The organism is Marininema halotolerans (genome assembly GCF_900116235.1).
Classification (GTDB): Bacteria; Bacillota; Bacilli; order Thermoactinomycetales; family DSM-45169; genus Marininema; species Marininema halotolerans.
On the sequence record NZ_FPAA01000004.1, the window covers coordinates 94,356 to 113,147 of the forward strand.

Annotated in this window: 14 protein-coding genes and 1 pseudogene; 14 read left to right on the forward strand and 1 reads right to left on the reverse strand. The window is 43.6% G+C overall.

Annotated elements, in window-relative coordinates; translation table 11 throughout:
• Position 1: 1 nt before the first annotated feature.
• The 9 genes and pseudogenes from pglZ to CHX35_RS06350 all read left to right on the forward strand — a co-directional run bounded on the left by pglZ (position 2) and on the right by CHX35_RS06350 (position 11,099).
• Positions 2–2,548 carry a BREX-1 system phosphatase PglZ type A gene (gene pglZ / locus CHX35_RS06315; RefSeq protein WP_176391928.1) on the forward strand — a complete coding sequence of 849 codons (2,547 nt, stop codon included), beginning with the start codon at positions 2–4 and terminating at the stop codon, positions 2,546–2,548.
• A gap of 58 nt (positions 2,549–2,606) precedes the next feature.
• Entirely contained in the window at positions 2,607–2,903 is a 297-nt protein-coding gene (locus CHX35_RS06320) for a hypothetical protein (protein WP_091835640.1), read from the forward strand.
• A 27-nt stretch (positions 2,904–2,930) separates the two neighbouring features.
• Positions 2,931–3,170: pseudogene (locus tag CHX35_RS18155) on the forward strand (SMI1/KNR4 family protein); the annotation flags it as partial.
• A gap of 168 nt (positions 3,171–3,338) precedes the next feature.
• The gene (locus tag CHX35_RS06330; protein ID WP_091835646.1) at positions 3,339–3,761 is read left to right on the forward strand and encodes a hypothetical protein; all 423 of its coding nucleotides are present in this window, start codon (positions 3,339–3,341) and stop codon (positions 3,759–3,761) included.
• Between the two features lie 550 nt (positions 3,762–4,311).
• Positions 4,312–4,617, forward strand: coding sequence for a hypothetical protein (locus CHX35_RS06335; protein ID WP_091835649.1), 306 nt, complete (start codon positions 4,312–4,314; stop codon positions 4,615–4,617).
• 165 nt (positions 4,618–4,782) lie between these two features.
• Positions 4,783–7,728 (forward strand): DEAD/DEAH box helicase, encoded by a 2,946-nt coding sequence (locus tag CHX35_RS06340; RefSeq protein WP_091835652.1) that lies wholly within the window; start codon positions 4,783–4,785, stop codon positions 7,726–7,728.
• Entirely contained in the window at positions 7,719–7,868 is a 150-nt protein-coding gene (locus tag CHX35_RS17455) for a hypothetical protein (protein ID WP_176391929.1), read from the forward strand. Before CHX35_RS06340 ends, CHX35_RS17455 begins: the two co-directional genes overlap by 10 nt.
• Positions 7,869–7,873: 5 nt before the next feature.
• Entirely contained in the window at positions 7,874–8,230 is a 357-nt protein-coding gene (locus tag CHX35_RS06345) for a hypothetical protein (protein WP_091835656.1), read from the forward strand.
• Positions 8,231–9,257: 1,027 nt separating this feature from the next.
• On the forward strand, positions 9,258–11,099 hold the full coding sequence (locus CHX35_RS06350; protein WP_245838676.1) for an AMP-dependent synthetase/ligase: 1,842 nt from the start codon (positions 9,258–9,260) through the stop codon (positions 11,097–11,099).
• A gap of 63 nt (positions 11,100–11,162) precedes the next feature.
• On the opposite strand, the gene CHX35_RS06355 is transcribed toward CHX35_RS06350, so the two are convergent.
• Positions 11,163–13,100, reverse strand: coding sequence for an alkaline phosphatase D family protein (locus CHX35_RS06355; RefSeq protein WP_091835659.1), 1,938 nt, complete (start codon positions 13,098–13,100; stop codon positions 11,163–11,165).
• A 275-nt stretch (positions 13,101–13,375) separates the two neighbouring features.
• On the opposite strand from CHX35_RS06355, the gene CHX35_RS06360 reads away from it, so the two are divergent.
• The 5 genes from CHX35_RS06360 (at position 13,376) to CHX35_RS06380 (ending at position 18,730) form a co-directional block, all read left to right on the forward strand.
• Positions 13,376–14,011 (forward strand): DUF4937 domain-containing protein, encoded by a 636-nt coding sequence (locus CHX35_RS06360; RefSeq protein WP_091835662.1) that lies wholly within the window; start codon positions 13,376–13,378, stop codon positions 14,009–14,011.
• A 186-nt stretch (positions 14,012–14,197) separates the two neighbouring features.
• Entirely contained in the window at positions 14,198–15,730 is a 1,533-nt protein-coding gene (locus tag CHX35_RS06365; protein ID WP_091835665.1) for an aldehyde dehydrogenase family protein, read from the forward strand.
• 20 nt (positions 15,731–15,750) lie between these two features.
• A complete protein-coding gene (locus tag CHX35_RS06370; RefSeq protein ID WP_091835668.1) occupies positions 15,751–16,128 on the forward strand; it encodes a DUF779 domain-containing protein in 378 nt (125 codons plus the stop codon).
• A gap of 161 nt (positions 16,129–16,289) precedes the next feature.
• On the forward strand, positions 16,290–17,402 hold the full coding sequence (locus CHX35_RS06375; RefSeq protein ID WP_245838688.1) for an amino acid deaminase/aldolase: 1,113 nt from the start codon (positions 16,290–16,292) through the stop codon (positions 17,400–17,402).
• A complete protein-coding gene (locus tag CHX35_RS06380) occupies positions 17,399–18,730 on the forward strand; it encodes a D-arabinono-1,4-lactone oxidase (RefSeq protein WP_091835674.1) in 1,332 nt (443 codons plus the stop codon). Before CHX35_RS06375 ends, CHX35_RS06380 begins: the two co-directional genes overlap by 4 nt.
• Positions 18,731–18,792 lie beyond the last annotated feature (62 nt).

The following is an 18,792-nucleotide window of genomic DNA, read 5'->3' on the forward strand; positions in this document are numbered from 1 at the left end:
GATGATGTCTCTTTATAGTAAGTTGCGTACGCTTATTAAGAAAGAGAGGGAGCGTTCACCGCACAAACGGGCAATCGTGTTTTGGTACGATCCAGAGGGTGCTGTCGGCGATCTCTCTGAGTTAACCGAAGAACTGAAAAATGACGAGTTAATGGTGTGGGAAGTAACAAAGAATAATGCTTTTGCTACGAAATATCAAGTGGAAGTGGAGCGACCAGAAACCTCTTTCCTCTTGTATGCTCCGTTTACTAAACCACAACCTGAGAAAAATTCATTGTTGGATATTCTCCTGTATGGAGCAGAATTTAAGAATAATGAACAGGAGCTGATTGCCGAAGAATTGAGTTTGGCATTTGCCGAATCAGCACCTTTTTTACAGCAATATGCTGCATTTTTCCGCAGTAAGCAACGAAAAGATCGTTTTAAACAATTGTGCCCAAGTCATGGAGGGCTTCATGAATGGAAAGGGACTGTATTTGCGGTCCTTGTGCGTGCCCAATCGTCGCAGGTTTCAGATGTTCTGCGTGTTGTACTGACAGGAGGATTGGAAGGGGGGCATAATCCACTTCTTGAACAAATTAAAAAGTTTGCACCGATCGAAGACTTTTTTATTTGGCTTTATGATGCTTTTGGATTATCTAGAACGAATGAACCTTCGATAAAGGATATATTTGATACATTAGTATATGCTCATGTGACAGTAACGACGCCAGAAATGAAACATTATCTCCCCAGTTTTCCAACAAAATCGACGAATGCTTGTTATGTATTTGTAGAGGATGAATTGCAGGATCAAGCGGGACGAGAAGTATGGCGACCCTATATTGAACGATTGGAAAACGATTGGAAAATTGCTGAGATTCTACACAAGCTGCCGCGAGAGCAGGCACTTTCTTGTGTCACTTTTCCGATTGTGGATGAGATCGTTTTTGAGTGGATGGCAGAGATCCTACTTAATTATTCAGTTAACGGTCTGGATTTAAAAGAAATGATTTCCCAGCGGTTGAAGGGTTTTTGGGCGCAAGGGAAACAGATAGAGGGCCTTTATCATTGTTTCGATTACGCATACTCGTTGACTCGTGAACGCTATGAGGGAACGAAAGCCCACTATCGCCGGGGGGGAGCTGCCTGGGTGGAGGCTTATGCTAAGCATGATTTTCAAATTGATCAAGACTATCGTAAGTTCATTGAGATTTATCGACATATGGGAATGCCTGAGGTAGGAAGGCAAGTGTTTGAAGGGCTAGTTTTTTGGTATGAGAAGCAGTTTCTTGCGGAATTGGCTTCTTATACGGAGGAGTATCTAGAAGAAGGGGCGGCGATGTGGCCGATCCCTCATATTTTGCAGCAAGATCAGTTTTATGTGGAGGAACTGGTCCCCATTATAGAAAATAAATCAGATCGTGTATTTGTTATTATCTCTGACGCTCTTCGTTATGAAGCGGGGATGGAATTGGCCAGCCATTTAGCAAGGAGATTAAATGCAGAAGTGGAGATAAAGCCGATGCAAGCAGTGGCACCTACTTGCACAAAGCTCGGCATGGCTGCCCTATTACCTGGCAAGATTACGAACCTGGATGAGCGGGGGGCTGTGTATGTGGAGGAAATACCTGCCACCACTCTCCGTTCACGTGAGCAGATTTTGCAACAGACGATTCCCGAATCTGCGGCATTTCGTCTGGATGATTTTATCCAACTACGAAAAGAAGAGGGGTTAAAGTCGATCCGTGGCAAACGCCTTCTCTATTTTTATCATAATCGGATTGATGCGATAGGAGAGCAACAAGCTACCGAGTCCTATGTTTTGGAGGATGTATCACGAGCAATCGTAGAGTTGGAACGGGCAGTGGCGAAGCTGACAGGGACTTTTGGGGCCAAACGAATTTTTATTACGGCGGATCATGGATTTTTGTACCAATACTCTGCTGTGCAAGATGGACAATTAACTGATCGTGTAGAAGGAAAGGTAACGGAAGAACACCGCCGTTATGTATTAGGGAAGGAGTTATCCGTACCAGAAGGCACCCGTCATCTTTCACTTTCATATTTAGGTATGGATTTGGATGCGGTAGTGGCCAAAGGGGTAAACCGCTTGAAGGCAAGGGGAGGGGTGAAATTTGTCCATGGAGGAATGATGCCACAAGAGGCAATCGTACCACTTATTCACTATCGAGAAGTTCATGGGCATCACCGCAAAAAAATGGAGAAGCGAGTCGATTTACGCGTAGCACTTAGCTCTCGAGTGATTACTCAATTCCAGTTTAATGTGCTCTTTTTTCAGGAACAAAAAGTCTCTCATGATCAGCGTCCCCGTCATATTCGAGCTGCCTTTTATCACAAAGACGAGCGAATATCCAATGAGATCATCCTCGTGTTTGATAGTGAAGAAGAGCCGGCTGATCGTCATATCGAGGTAGGTTTCACGTTAATCGAGGGGGAATACGAATTGGGTGAAACTTGTGTCCTACGATTAGAAGACGTGACAGGGACGAGGACAGCGTTATACAAGGAAGAGAACTTTGAGTTACGAGTGTATCCATTTGATTAAAAAACAACTTCATAAAATGACTGCAAACAGGCTTATGTAAAAGGAAGCCTGTTTTTTCTTGATAATCCATAGATTATCGGCTGCGAGCATGATAGGTAAATCTTCAAGCTTTGTGGGGGATAATCCTGTACCTGCTTCCCCTGTTACATGGAATAGTTTTTGGGATGAGTCTGGTAGAGCTCTTGATGGAATGAAGAGTAAACTTGTCGTGCTAAATAAGAACTTACCAGGGGAGTTTTACAGTGGGATTGCTGAATACCATAATGCTTTATTGGAGGACAATGTCGAGATTGAAATAGAAGAGGGGAATAATCATAGATTTTACAAAGTTTGCAGCTTGGAGGAAATGATATGATCTTACAAAGACGCTGTTGACGAAGATGAAGTGATGAAATCTATCTACCCATTTGCATGGGATGGAGGGAAAAATCATTTTTGCTTCGATTATCGTGATTTCGCGAATCGCCCGCAAATAATTTTTTGGAATACAGATTACATGCTTACAGATGATCTTGAAGCAGCTGAAAAGATATGTGATACCTTTGATGAATTACTGAGAGGAAGTATCCAGATTGTTGGGAGCGCAATTAATATGGAGGTGTTGAGGATGATGAAGTATTGAAAAAGGTATTGGAAAAAGGGCCTTTAATATTGTCAGTGGCTTCAGTTGTTTGGGTGCGTTATTATTTATGAATGCGTAACAGACACTTTAATTAAAAATGGACACAAAAACCCAATTTAATACGAATAATAAATATGATAAGACTATTTTAAGAGAGGAATGACGTTAGTGAAACGGATCGGTTTATTGTCTATGGTCGCACTGTTTTTGTTTCTTTTAGGATGTAGCGATAGTCAGGCTGAAACTATGACGACAGAAGGGGTGATTAAACAATTTAAGGATGCAGGACTCGAAGCTGATAACGCAAGAGAAATGACAAAGAAAGATTATGGGATGGCTCCGATGAAAGCTAAAGAAGCCAAACGCTTCTTCATCCCTTCGTTAGGTAAAGATGCAGGAGGACGAATCTTTCAATTTGATAATACTAACGACTTGAAACAAACGAAGGCATTCTATGATAAAGCAGGAAGAGAAAGTGCCATGCTTTTTTCATGGACAGCAAGCAAAGGAAATATTTTAATTCAGATTAATGGTGATTTACCTGAAGATAAATTTAAAAAATATAAGGAAGTATTAAATAAATATAATTAATAAAAAACAAGCAAGATTTAACTTATACTGAGAGAAACTATCCCAGGTTTTAGGGATAGTTTCTTTAATTCAGGCGTGTTGATTAGGCGTGTGCCCAGCGAAGCTACAGAGAACTAGCTGGTGAAAATCCAGTCAATGTAACAACCAAGTGGCCTTGTAACTGACGGACAACTGGTGGAGGAATCCTAAGGTTGAAGCTCGTGACAAAATGACTCGAAAGAGTTGCGAGAGAGAAAAACCCCCTCCCTCGTCTGATGCGCTAATTCATTCCCCACTTATAGAAGATGGGAGTATTCTCGGCGTAATTAAGATAAATCGATTCTTTTTTAGTAATAGCAGGGAGTGACAGGTCTTATGTATAATTATAGGAGGGGAATCTCAATATCATATGTGCCATTATATACAATGTGTAAATAATTGGAGAGGAGAATGAATAATATCGACAAATGAACACAAATAGAACAACAAAAAACTCATTCACTATCGAGAAGTTCATGGGCATCACCGCAATAAAAATGGAGAAAAGAGTCGATTAGCACTTAGTTCTCGAGTGATTACTCAATTCCAGTTTAATGTACTCTTTTTTCAGGAACAAAAAGTCTCCCCTGATCAGCCCCCTCGTCATATTCGAGCCGTCTTTTATCACAAAGACGAGCGAATATCCAATGAGATTATCCTCGTGTTTGATAGTGAAGAAGAACCGGCTGATCGTCATATCGAAGTTGGTTTCACATTAATCGAGGGGGAATACGAATTGGGTGAAACTTGTGTCTTACGATTAGAAGATGTGACAGGGATGAGGACAGCTCTATACAAGGAAGAGAACTTTGAGTTACGAGTGTATCCATTTGATTAAAAAGCAACTTCATAGGAATGACTGCAAACAGGCTTACGCAAAAGGAAGCCTGAGCATCTATAAATTATTGAAATTAGTGTGAGATGATTGTTATCGTATATGTAAATATAAAATTTGAGTTGGTATAATGAATTAGAATTTAATTTAATTTCGAGGGGGAGTTTGTTGAATTACTCCAGAAAGATACTTAACTATTGGATGCAGAGTGTAAGCGATGGAGATCGACTCAACTTCAACGAAAAAGAGATTGTAAATTTTGTAGAATTGCCCAAGGAAGAAATTGAAGCAGGACAAATAGCAGTTTCTTCTTTGGAAATAATCGAAAAAAAAGTAGGGGGTGGCTGGTCTTCCGAGAGTTTAAATGTTCTTATTTGTCCCAATCCACAATGTAAACCGGGGAGAAATCAGAGTGAAAAGAATCGATTATTTCCTTTGGTTATCCCTGGGAGATTAGAAGTGGATGGCTCTTTGCATCCGCAAAAAAATGAACCACCATTCATTCCACGAAAGTACCTTGAACCCACTCATGCTAAGTCTCCAATTGTCGGGCAATTAAATACAGCGGAAAAGTACCGAGAGAGAAAGCCACATTCTGATGAGGGAACATGGGAGATGGTATGGCAGGATGCCCAGGAATTGATGAAAAAAGTGACTGGAAAAAATGGAGCTCAGTATCAGCTCCAAGGGTTTCAACCACTCTCCCATGCAGTTGTTTGGTTTGGCGAAGTATCTAGTATTCCTTATCAAGAGATTGCCAAGTGCTATGAGGATCTAACAAAACAAAATCCCATTCCAGAATTATTGAAAAACTATACGGAAGGAGCTTGGGTTGGAAAAGCGTCACATTACTTAGAAGAGCACGGTAACTATAGTACGCACCATCTCGGACAAATGACGGATCGGTATCCGTTAACTATCTCCCAGAGAGAAGCTCTTCACCATTTCTTTGCCTTGGAAAACGGTCAACTTTTAGGCATAAATGGCCCTCCAGGGACAGGGAAGACGACGTTGATTCAAAGCGTAGTATCGTCTTTGTGGATACAAAAAGCCCTTGCACAGAGTGAGCCACCCATTATATTGGCTTCCTCTAGTAATAACACAGCGATTTGGAACATATTAGATAGTTTTGCTGAGGCGGTGAAAGGGATCTCAGAAGATGACGGGGAATCTATGCTTTTTAGTCGGTGGATTGATGGCGTAGAAAGCTTCGGGATGACTTGTGTAGCGAAAAATAAATTAAAGAATATTCTATCGAGTGAAAAGCGGTATGCGTGGGCGATTCGCCAAAGGGCAAAGTCAAGAAGGGGAGACGAACTAGATGGGTTTCATAGTGAGTTAGAAAAGAGAAGTATCGAAGAGCAAATTGAAACTTTTCTCACCCATTGTTGCACTTATTTTGGCGAATCAAGGTTGACATTAGATCAAGCGAAAAAGAGACTACATATTAAATTGCAACAGATAGGAAATCAAATCGAAGATCAGTCTGCCTTTTTCCATAGTCGAAAACGTTTTCATTCTCAATTGAAAAAAGATTACAATTCTACCCAAGGACTAGAAATTAAAATAGAAGAAATAACGAAGAAGAAAAATGAATCAAGGGACGCATTTGAATCCATTGATGCATTGTTTAAAGAATGGTTAAGGGAGAGAGGTCGTTTTTTTCTGATTCGATGGTTCACTCCTGTACAGAAGTGGGCAAATGAATTATTTTTCCAAAAGCAAGAATCCGATTTAGTATTGAATACCTTTAAGGATCGAGATATCAGGAAACAACTGTTAGCATTGAAGAATACATCAGAACAAGAATATACAAAAAATAAAGATCAATACAACAAAATGATTAAATTTAAGAATCAACTGGAGTTATCGGATAAACGTTGGGAGGAATGGAAGGAGCAAGAGGTGGAGCAGGAAAAAGATAACCATACGAAGTTATATACAGAGATGGATTTTGAAATACGACTTCTTTCTAAGCTAGATACACATTTGCGGTACCATGCTTTTTGGCTTGCTTCACATTATTGGGAAGCAAGGTGGCTGGAGGAACGTCATGACCAACAAACGAATGCATTCGAGTCAGAGGAAAAGACATGGTATAGATATGCAAAATTGACTCCCTGTATGGTGTCGACGGTGTTATCTGCGCCAAAATTTTTTAAAAGACTACGTAAACCAAACGATTATCTCTATAATTTTATTGACTTGTTAATCTTTGATGAGTCAGGTCAAGTTCTTCCAGAACAAACGGCTCCGGTATTTTCTCTAGCGAAAAAAGCGTTGATCGTTGGAGATACAGAACAGTTACAACCAATTCCTCGTGTAAGTTTGGAAGTGGATGAAGCAAATATGCAAAGAATGGGTTTAATAAGTTCGCAAGACGAGCTGAATTCTTTTGTTCTCACTGGGTTAGCGTCTTCCTCTGGAAGTGCGATGAAAATTGCACAGCAGGCAAGTCCTTTTAGTAAGCATAAAGATTTAGGTGGAATGTTATTAACGGAACACTACCGTTGTTCGGAGGATATCATTCAGTATTGTAATGACCTCTGTTATCATGGAAGACTCATTCCCATGAAGAACAATCCGATTCAAGGGGAGGAGGTATATCCTGGGTTTCCAACGATGGGCTATGTAGACATCGAAGGTACAGCAGAAAAGGTGGGAGGAAGTTGGGAGAACCATCGGGAAGCCGCTTACGTTGCTACTTGGATTGCAAATAGAAGTGAAGAACTAACACAAGAGAGACAATTAAAGGATGTGCTTGCTGTAGTAACTCCTTTCCGCAGGCAAGCGGATCTCATAGATAGTTATTTAAAACGGGAATTTCAGATTGAAGGACTTACAGTAGATACCGTGCACTCTCTACAGGGAGCAGAGAAAGATATTATTCTTTTTTCTGCGACGTATGCAGGACCCGAAGTGAAGAAGCAACAGCTGTTTTATGATGACACCCGTTATTTGTTAAATGTTGCTGTTTCAAGAGCGAAAGAGTCATTTTTAGTTTTGGTAGCATGGATGTGTTTGGTCGGCAAAACAAGAAGAATCCCTCCGGTTTGTTGCGAAATCGCTTGCATCCATTTCCGCTGTCTAAGGAGGATTTCTTGTTGGAACTGAGTGAAATGGAAAATCGGATGCGAAGAAGAATGAATACGACAAAGAAAAAAATGTCTAAAACTACAATTTTTAATCATGGCACGGTTAACTATGCCGATAATCAATCAAGTATTGTGAATATTACCAACGAGAAGGAGTGACTGTGATGAAGGAAGAGAAATTTGTGGAGAATGTTACCTTCAACAACGCATCTGGCGGTCAAATCAATTATGCTAATCATGGGTCTACTGTTTATGTAACCAACAATCAAGTGACTTTATTGGTTCAGTTGATTGGGGATTTAAAGGGGCAATTGGCAGGAAAAATAGAAATACCCGAGGCAGAAAAAGAGCATACTTATCAGCTGTTGGATATGATTCAAAAGCAGAGAGATGCTGATGCCCAAAAGTCATTGGCGAATATTGTGTTAGAGCGACTTCAAAAGTGGCAAGGGGTTTTTACTGCTGCATCAGGTACTGGACAGGTAATTACAGCCATCATGGATGTTCTCAGTAGCCTATGATTTAAATGAAAATCGCTTTTTAGAAATTAAAAGGATATGGCTAGTGCAGGGAGTATAAAGGAGGTGTGTAAGGGTAAATAGTGTTTTGTCATTGACCGAGAGCAGAAGCAGATGAGATCGGGCACTTAAGGACAAGAGAAGTGTTTCAATGAATTCGCTTCCCGAAGGAAGTTTGCCTCTGCTCGTCCTTCGTTCATCCGTAGTGGATAGTGCTTTTTAACATACTCGTTAATTGCAAGTCTCTTATGCTCCCACACGTCCTTTGCAATCTAACTTTTAGATAATTAACACGTATGACGCAAGATATTGGTACACAAGGGATATCTTTTTCCTAAACGCGGGTAAATCAAAAGCCCGGAATTCATATAGTTGAATAACAATCTATGATAAATGGAGGAAATTCGTGATATCGTCCTTATTTTTTGTTTCAAATGTAAGCGTTTTATATCTTTGCGAGCGAGAAAACCCCTAGCTTCAGATATAGGGATGAAAGCGAGCGTCAGATGAGGGAGGGTGTTTTTCTCTCTCGCAAGTCTGACATGGTTTTGATAGAATTATGATAGCTCTTTGAAAACTGGAGATATAGGGTTGCTACAGGAAATCGGTCTGTAGCGTAAAATCTTCAACCACCCAGCTCACCGAAGTTGCGAAAACCAAGCTAAAGTAGGGAGCTTAGTAGAGCATATTTAGTTTCAACCGTGGGGCTCACGGGGTTAGCTTGGGTATGATCCTGTCAATAGACGGGAGCTTCCAAGAATCCCCTGCCTTCAGGCATGGGGAGTGTCAAATTGACAGAAAGAGGATAATTCATTAAGATGCGGATATATTCCCATATCCATTGTGGAAAAGTAGGTGTTTGTTTTTTTATTACACCCGATACCTTATAATGAAGTGGACAAGAAGGAACAAAGTAGCTTCACTGAAATAAGATGCAGTAAAGCCATGGACGATGGAGAGAATAATTGCTCTTCTTCATAAATTGATTATGGGAACCATTATGACAATTCCCAGGAATGGAGGCCTTCTGTTGAAGTCGAGAAATCTTGTAGAGATGCTGAAGAAGACAGTGGATGCTTGTCCTGAGAAAGCAGCCTTGATGTGGAAAAATGAAGGCGCTTACAAAAGTATCTCCTATCGAGAATTATGGGAGCAGGTACGAGAAGCCGCCGCGGGGTTAGCTCGACTTGGTGTCAAAGAAGGAAGCAAGGTCGCGATTTTATCCGAAAACAACCCCATGTGGACGGTATCGGATTTGGCAATCGCTAGTTTAGGTGCTGTAAGCGTTCCCATTTATCCGACCCTCCCATCGGATCAGGTTGGCTTCATTTTACAGAATGCCGATTGTATTGTGGCAATTGTGGAAAATGAAGACCAATTGCAGAAAGTAAAAGAAGGGGAATACCCCATCTCTCAGATGATCGTGATGAAACCCGAGGCGGGGTACTCACGTGGAGAAGGAATTCTTTCCTTCCGCGAACTATTGCAAGAAGGCGCATCGCTCCCATTAATTGCTTGGGAAGAAGGATGGATGAAGGTTCATCGTGATCAGCTAGTCACGATTATTCATACTTCGGGAACGACGGGAAAACCCAAGGGAGTGATGCTGACCCATGGGAATTTTCTCTCTAATATGGAGGGTGTGCTTTTTTGGGTAGTTGATCTGCGCCGTGAGGATGTAAGTCTCTCCTATCTCCCGCTTTCCCATGTGTTTGAACGGATGGTAGGGCAGTATGCTCCCTTATATGTGGGCGCAACCATCGCCTTTGCTGAGGGCATTGACAAAATCTCCACTAACCTGTTGGAAGTCCGTCCCACCATGATGACAAGTGTCCCTCGTCTGTTTGAAAAGGTATCGAGTGCTGTACTCGAGCAAATGAAACAGGCTTCCCCTGTGCGTCGTAAGATTTTTAACTGGGCGATGGCATTAGGAATGGAGCGGTACCGCCGTTATCAACATGCTTATGAAGAGGATTGGATTTTTAAAGATCCTCTTAGCCCAGCATTACGACAACAATTGCGAGTTGCTGATCGGTTGGTGTACAGCAAAGTAAAGGAACGCCTGGGTGGCAGGATGCGTGGAATGGTTTCAGGTGGAGCCCCCCTTAATGCGGATGTGAACCGCTTTTTTTGGGCAATGAATATTCCGATTATTGAGGGATATGGGCTGACTGAAACGTCTCCGATTATTACAGCGAATCCATCGATGAAAGCAAAGATTGGCACGGTAGGAAGAGCCCTTCCGAATTTGGAAGTGCGAATTGCGGACGATGGTGAGGTATTGGTGAAGGGACCCAGTGTAATGGTTGGTTATTATAAAGATGAAGAAGCGACAGCGGAAGCCTTAAAGGATGGCTGGTTTCACACGGGGGATCTGGGGAAATTGGATGAGCGCGGATTTCTCACCCTCATTGATCGGAAAAAAAGTATCCTGGTGCTGTCAACGGGTAAAAACGTGGCCCCTCAGCCACTAGAAAGTGAGATGAACAATAGTCCATTTATTTCGCAATCGGCACTTGTAGGCAATGGACGAAAGTATACGATTGCGATCATCGTTCCGGATATGGAGAACGTGCGTCCCTGGGCCAGACGAAAAGGGATCCAAGTCAGTTCATCTACAGAGCTAATCGATCATCCTGTAGTCAGGCAGCATCTTTTGCGAGAAGTGGAATTGAAAACAGCCAAGTTTGCTGGATACGAACGTCCGAAAAAGACGATCATCGTTGATGGTGAGTGGACGGTCGATGGTGGAGAGTTGACTCCTACCTTAAAAGTAAAGATGAAAGTTATTGAGGAACGATATCGTGAGGTTATCCAAGCAACCTATGATGAACCCATGCCTACACAAGAAGTGGCGGCTGCACAGGCATGAATGTGGCATGACTTGTTGTGAGAAACCACTCCCCGGTACATACACATGTACCGGGGAGTGGTTTTATTTATGGAGGATGCGGATTTTAGCTTTATCTTTAGGAACTTCACACTGAAAAAGGAGGGTCTTTTTTGTGCCGCTCTTCTTGCGAATATCCGATACGCTATAGGCTGTCCATGTTGCCTTGGCAGGAGAGAGTTCCAAAATGCAATAACCGTGGGTACTACTGTTGAAGAGTTTAATCCAAGGATTTTCCAAGCGGATCAGACTGATTAAATTCTCAAACAGCTTTTTAAGGAGAGGGTGAGAAGACGAGAGCTCTGTGATCCCTTTATGTTTTTCCTCCTTGATCGCTTTGACTTGTTGAGCCATTTCTTTATCTACTTGTGTGATTTTTTCAATTACCTCGAGGGGGAGTGGGTTAGAGAGAGATTGGCTCTTGGTAAATATCTGGGTCACAAGATCTAAAACATTAGAAGAGGTGACGGAACCCACCATAAATTCAACGCCAACTGCCTTTCGATCCGCATCTTTTTTGAAATCCTCTTTGATTAAACTGGCTTCAAATGTATGAAGATCCCCAGTGATGGTAATCAAGTTCTTCACATGGTTTTTTTTCAAGGTACGGATGATATCCAATCGCTCCCCTGCAAATCCATCCCAGGCATCGAGATTCATCCACCGACCCAATAGTTTTAAAGGGGTAAACTGCACTTCATTTGCCCATATTTTCCATTGTGCCTTCGAAGTGGTAAGGCGATTGAGGAACCATTCTTTTTGCCCAGAATGAATCCCTAACATGGATTGTTTAGGGTCATTCACAGCAGTGCACCCTTTCGTAAAATATCGATCCAATGTTCCGCTACCACAAGCGTGGGAGCTTCGATAGAGACGCTGATCGGTTAAGATGAGTTCACATAGATTTCCAATACGCAGGGTGCGATAAATACACAGGGATTCAGCAAATTCCTTTTTGGGGTCAAAGGTGACTCTTGCCGGTGTATATTCATACCAGACGCGATTGGCAACCTGTCGTCGAACAGGATTTGACGCGGTGTTGTCATCAGGTGCCACGGCAGGGTAGTAACTATCATTGGCAAATTCATGGTCGTCCCAAATGGATACCATCGCATGATTTTCATGGAGACGTCGCAGGTCCGGATCCGTACGATAGGTTCGATAGAGGGTGCGGTAGTCTTCGATGGTAAACGCTTTTGATTCTCCACTCGGAACCGTGATTTTGCGGTCAGGTAAAGGGTCTTGATAGATGGATTTGCCTACCGATTCATAGATGTAGTCACCGAGATGAACGACAAAATCGAGTTCCTCTTCAGCAAGATAGTTGAGCACAGGAAAATACCCGCTAGAAAAATCTTGGCACGAAATATAGGCAAACCGTGTTGAAGATAGGTCTTGTCCAGCTGGAACCAACGTTTTAAAACGGCCTGTAGGACTGACGTGACCGGTCTGGGTGATAAATCGGTAGTAATAGAGCGAGCGTGGGGGTAACTTTCCATCCACATCGACTTTGACAACCTGATCATAGTCTTTCCAGATGGGTGTATATCCACGAAGGATCGGTTTTTTAAAATCAGGAGAGTTAGCAATTTCAAGTAGGACAAACGTTCCGTTGTTGATCGCTGAAACGATTGAGTCAGGAGGGGGTGTTTCGCCATCTAACCATTGAATGAGTGAGGAATCCACTTGGGTGGCTGCTAATCCCGTCTGGATCGAGGGATCGATTCGGGTCCAGAGGATAGCCCCTGAGGCTGTTGGATCCCCCGCCGCTACGGATTGAGGAAAACCAAGCCCAGGTGGATGTTGAGGCTGAAAGGGGGGGATGCTTGTCCAAGGGCTCTCTTGTGCAAAGGCTTGGGCGATACGGTCGATACCGGTATTTTCTAAGAGAAGCAGGGCAGAACCTGCGAGGAGCGACTTTAGAAAAACACGTCGCTCTAGGTGAGCAGGCTTTGAATCCGGATCTTTCATACGATCTACCATTCTTATGGCCTCCCTTACCCATCAAGATTACTACTATTCAATATTCTACCAAAAGAATCGCGACTTTTTTTGAATAAAATGTAAATTTAAAAGAGAACAGGGTAAGGATTAAACGGGAAATAAGAAAGTGAAAGAAATCGGATGATCCCCCTGATCCCCCGTTTTGAGATGGAAATCTTAGGGTAAATCGATGGTGAATGATATTGATAAGCACACCCCCACATCAAACAGGTTTCAACTGTGGGGTGTGTCATAGTGAATAAGGCGGGGTAGCGATGCTAATTATTTGGTCCGTATGGGATGTGAGAAGAGAACAGAAAACAGCCTTTTCACGATCGCAAGAAAGCTGGAAAGCTCTTAAATTTATCGATGGGTTTCAAGGGAGAATTGGCGGATGGAATGTGAACCGGCCGTGGGAGGCATGTACGTTAGGTTTTTGGAGAGATTTTGAAGCTTGCCAAAACTTTATGTGGAATTACCATGATCGGATTTTTTACGATCAAGGGGAGGCTTATGAAACGGTTCAATTATCCTATACGATAAAAGTGGATGAAATCCTTGGAGCCCATGGAACTAATTTTTCAAGGGGTCTGACCCAGGCGAAACGTTTGCGCGTGGGGGATTTTATTACAAAAATAGGTAGTGAATTTGATGTGATGAAGGAACAACAAGCGGTGTGGAACCCCGCGTTACATCAATCTGCGGGGATGTTAGGGGGGGTATTTAGTCAGGAGAGGGGACGAAATAATCGTTTTATTATCACAAGTTTATGGGAAGATGCGTCTTCCCTCCAGCGATTTCGCGATGAACAAGTCGTCTCCTTACGGGAACGTCTCGATTATCAAAAGGATATCGATCGCTTTATTACGCGGACCATTCGACTCCATGATTCCTGGCGGATCTTGCCGTAAAGAGGAGCAAAAAAAACGGTGTGCGACCTTAAGAAGTGGGATAAAATCCCACTTCATGTCATTTTACGAAAAATTTATTGAATAGGAAGGGAAGCGCTTTCATATTGTTGAAGTGTTGTAGAGATAGGGTGAAAGAAACCCTTTGCAGAAAAGAACGGTTTACTATCTGAAGGAGGAATGTCAGTTATGAGTGTAACCCTGGCTGGCTACAAAAAGCCAAACACCGAAGGAAGCGTATTGCAGTTTAAGAAACAGTACGAAAATTTCATTGGCGGTGAATGGGTTCCACCAGCTGATGGTGAGTATTTTGATAATCCCTCGCCAGTAGATGGGAAAATTTTCACTCGCATTCCCCGATCGAAGAAAGAAGATATTGAATTAGCCGTTAAGAAAGCACATGCAGTCAAGGAGCGTTGGGGGAACACGCCAGCGGCGAAGCGGAGCCGGATGCTCCTTAAAATTGCAGATGTGTTAGATAAAAATCGCGAATTACTTGCCTTATCAGAAACTTGGGATAACGGCAAACCGATTCGCGAAAGTTTAGCCGCGGATTTACCCTTAGCAAGTGATCACTTTCGTTATTTTGCGGGAGTCATTCGGGCAGAAGAAGGAAGCATGTCTGAGATTGATGCGAACACCCTCGCAATGCATGTGAAGGAACCGATTGGCGTTGTGGGGCAAATCATTCCCTGGAATTTTCCCCTTCTTATGGCAGCATGGAAAATGGCTCCTGCTTTAGCTGCAGGGAACTGTGTGATCTTAAAGCCCGCTGAGCAAACGCCTGTGACCGTCCTTCTTTTTGCTGAGCTTATTGCGGATATCCTGCCCCCAGGGGTGTTGAATATTGTCAACGGATTTGGCCCTGAAGCCGGTCAAGCGCTTGCGACATGTCCGGATATCGGAAAAATTGCCTTTACAGGTGAAACAACGACTGGACGTCTCATTATGCAATTTGCCTCTGAAAATATTAAACCGGTTACCCTTGAATTGGGCGGGAAATCCCCAAATATTTTTACAGAAAGTGTATTGGCTAAAAAGGATTCCTTTTTTGATAAAGCGGTTGAAGGGTTTACCATGTTTGCGCTTAACCAAGGAGAAGTCTGCACTTGTCCTTCCCGTGCCCTGATTCAAGAATCCATCTATGATGAATTTATGGAAAAGGCGATTGAGCGCGTTCGCAAAATTAAACTTGGCGACCCCCTTGATCCAACGACCATGATGGGTGCACAAGCATCCGAGGATCAATTCCAAAAGATCTTAAGTTACTTTGACATTGGTAAAAAAGAAGGCGCAAAAGTACTCTTTGGTGGTGAAGTCTTCGAAAATAAAGAGTACCCGGGTGGATTCTACGTACAGCCGACCATCTTTGAGGGGAACAACAAGATGCGGATCTTCCAGGAGGAGATCTTTGGGCCTGTGGTTTCGGTGACCACATATAAGGATGAAAAAGAATTGCTCGAAATCGCCAATGACAGTTTGTATGGTCTCGGTGCAGGTCTTTGGACACGGGATACCCACCAAGCATATCAGATTGCCCGGAAGATCGAAGCAGGCCGTGTCTGGGTCAACTGTTATCACAACTACCCTGCCCATGCGGCTTTTGGTGGTTACAAGCAATCCGGAATTGGTCGTGAGAATCACAAGATGATGCTGGATCATTATCGCCAGACGAAAAATATTTTGATTTCTTATGATCAAAATCCGACGGGCCTATTTTAGGAGGGGAAGGAGGCGTCTTCATGGAACGGGTACCACGCGTGCTCGTCACTGAAGAGGCGCAAAAGGTGATCGATCAGTTGCGGGGGGAACATGGGGAGTTGATGTTCCATCAAAGTGGTGGTTGCTGTGATGGTTCTTCCCCCATGTGCTTTCGACAGGGAGAGTTTCGTATCGGATTGTCCGATGTTCTTCTGGGTGAAGTTCATGGATGCCCCTTTTATATGTCACGCTCTCAATTTGCGTACTGGGAACATACCCAGTTAACCGTCGATATTACGAAGGGGAGAGGGGCCTCTTTTTCCCTGGAAATCCCTTTAGGGATTCGGTTTTTGATTCGATCGCGTCCCTTTACCTCAGAGGAGAAGAAAGCATTGACTCCGATTGAATCGGTTTCTTAATTGCGATGGAAAAACCCGCCCAACGGCGGGTTTTTCCATCATCTATTTCGATAGAACAAGGGAGGTATCGCGTGATAGATCGAAAGGACGATCGGTACGAACGATATCGGAAAGCTATTTCGAATTACACCAAGCCCCTTGCTTTTTTAGATGGGGATGCCATGATGACAAATCTCTCTCGTATTCTTGATGCTTCGGGGAATAAAAAGCTTCGTATTGCTAGTAAATCGATCCGTTGCGTCCCCTTACTTAAACAAATCATGGCGGCGAGTGATCGCTTTACAGGCGTGATGTGCTTTTCCGTCGCAGAGGCTCAATTTCTTAGTGAACAGGGCTTGGATGATTTATTAGTCGCTTATCCGACTTGGGAGAAACATTCCCTTATGGAAGTTGGAGAGGTGATTTTAAAGGGGAAACAACTCACCTTGATGGTGGATGATGAGGAGCATATTGCGCGGTTAGAAGCAGTGGGACAAGCGATTGGAGTCATTTTTCCAGTATGTCTGGATATCGATTTATCGGTATCTTGGCCGGGGCTCCATTTTGGAGTTCGGCGTTCCTCCATTCGTTCGCGAGAACAACTAATCCAATTAGCCAAGCGGATTAAACAATCCCAATGGGTTCAGTTAGATGGGGTGATGGGCTATGAAGCCCAGATCGCGGGTGTGGGGGATCGGGTCCCTGGGCGATGGGCAACGAATCAAGTCATCCGCCTGTTAAAAGGTCACTCCATTCGACGAATTGCACAGCAACGAGAAGAATGGGTGCAAGAAATTAAGGCGATGGGGCTCTCTCCACGTTTTGTGAACGGTGGCGGCACGGGAAGTTTGAAGGTAACCAGCCAAGAAGATGTGATCACAGAAATTGCGGTGGGTTCTGGCTTTTTCACCTCGGTTCTTTTCGATTTTTACCGTGATTTTGCGGGTGAACCGGCTGCGGGTTTTGCTCTTGAGATTACTCGGCGTCCTGCGCCAGAGATTGTTACCTGTTTAGGCGGGGGTTATCCAGCTTCTGGAGCCAGTGGGGCGGATCGTTTACCCACGCCATGGTTACCCGAAGGAGCAAAGCTATTGCCATTGGAGGGGGCTGGTGAAGTGCAAACTCCTGTACAATATCGCGGGGATCGCTCTCTTAAGTTAGGGGATCCCATCTTTTTTCGCCATGCTAAGGCAGGAGAAATGTGTGAACGGTTCACAGAGATTTTGGTAATTAAGGGGGATGAAGTGGTGGATCGACTGCCAACGTATCGTGGAGAAGGGAAGTGTTTTTTATGAGTGAAGCAGGCCCATCGAAGGTTTTTATGAACTGGTCGGGTTCGGTGCAATGTCACCCTGCCGAAATTGTTCGCCCAAGCTCGATTGAAGAAGTAGTGGATCTAGTAAGGCGAGCCGCTTTTGCGGGTCGAACCCTTCGTGCAGTGGGATCAGGTCATTCCTTTACCCCCTTAGTAGAAACCGATGAGATTCTAGTTTCCCTTGAGGAGCTACAAGGATTAGTGAAGGTGGATCCTGTACGCCAAGTTGCCACGGTACGAGGAGGCACCCCACTGTCTGCCTTGGGGGTGGCGTTGGAAGAAGCGGGTTGGGCGATGGAAAACCTTGGTGATATCGATGCACAGACGATTGCGGGTGCAATTAGTACGGGTACCCATGGAACAGGGGTAACACTTGGTTCAATATCGAGTCAGGTTGTGGGCATTACCTTTGTCACTGCGAATGGGGAGGTTGTTACCCATACCCAGGAAGAACATTCTGAGACCCTTCGTGGTTCACGTATTTCCCTTGGCTCCCTTGGAATCATTGTCGAAGTCCAACTGCGTGTGCTTCCTCGCTATTTCTTGCAACTAGAAAGTCGCAGGATGGAGTTGACGGAGGTTTTAAACTCCCTACCCTCATTAAAAAGTGAACATCGTCATTTTGAATTCTTTTGGTTCCCTTACACAGAAACCGTTCAAGCAAAAATCATGAATATGACGGATACCCCAGGGAAAGAAGGGGGATGGTGGGGAGAATTTAGCCGGAATGTACTTGAAAATGGTCTCTTCTGGTGCTTATCCGAAGGTGCGCGCTTACAACCTCGATTCTCAGCAAATGTAAGCCGTATCTCCGCTTGGGGAGTTCCTTCAGTCAAAGAGACGGGAGTAAGTCGACGCATTTTTGCAACGCCGAGGAAAGTCCGCTTCTATGAAATGGAGTATGCGATACCAGCAGAGACATTGCCTGAGGTGCTAAAGGAAGTCAAAGCACGGATTGCACAGGAAGGATTTGCTGTTCATTTTCCTGTAGAATGTCGATTTACGCGCAAGGAAGAAAATTGGCTAAGTCCAGCATATGGAAGGGATTCTGCCTTTGTGGCGGTTCATATGTACAGAGGCATGGAGTGGAGGCCTTATTTTAAGGCAATGGAAGAGATTTTTCTCCGCTATGAAGGACGTCCTCATTGGGGGAAAATGCATGGGTTGGACGCGATGACATTTGCTGAAATCTACCCCCAGTGGGATGAGTTTCATACCTTGAGGGCAGGGATGGATCCTCAAGGAATCTTTCTTAATCCCTACTTAAAAAAGATTCTCGATCCCACACGAATCAGCACCAAGGTTTGAACATTAATACTTTTCGATAATTTTGCAATAGGTGGAAAAAAAGCCAATCCGATTATGGTTAG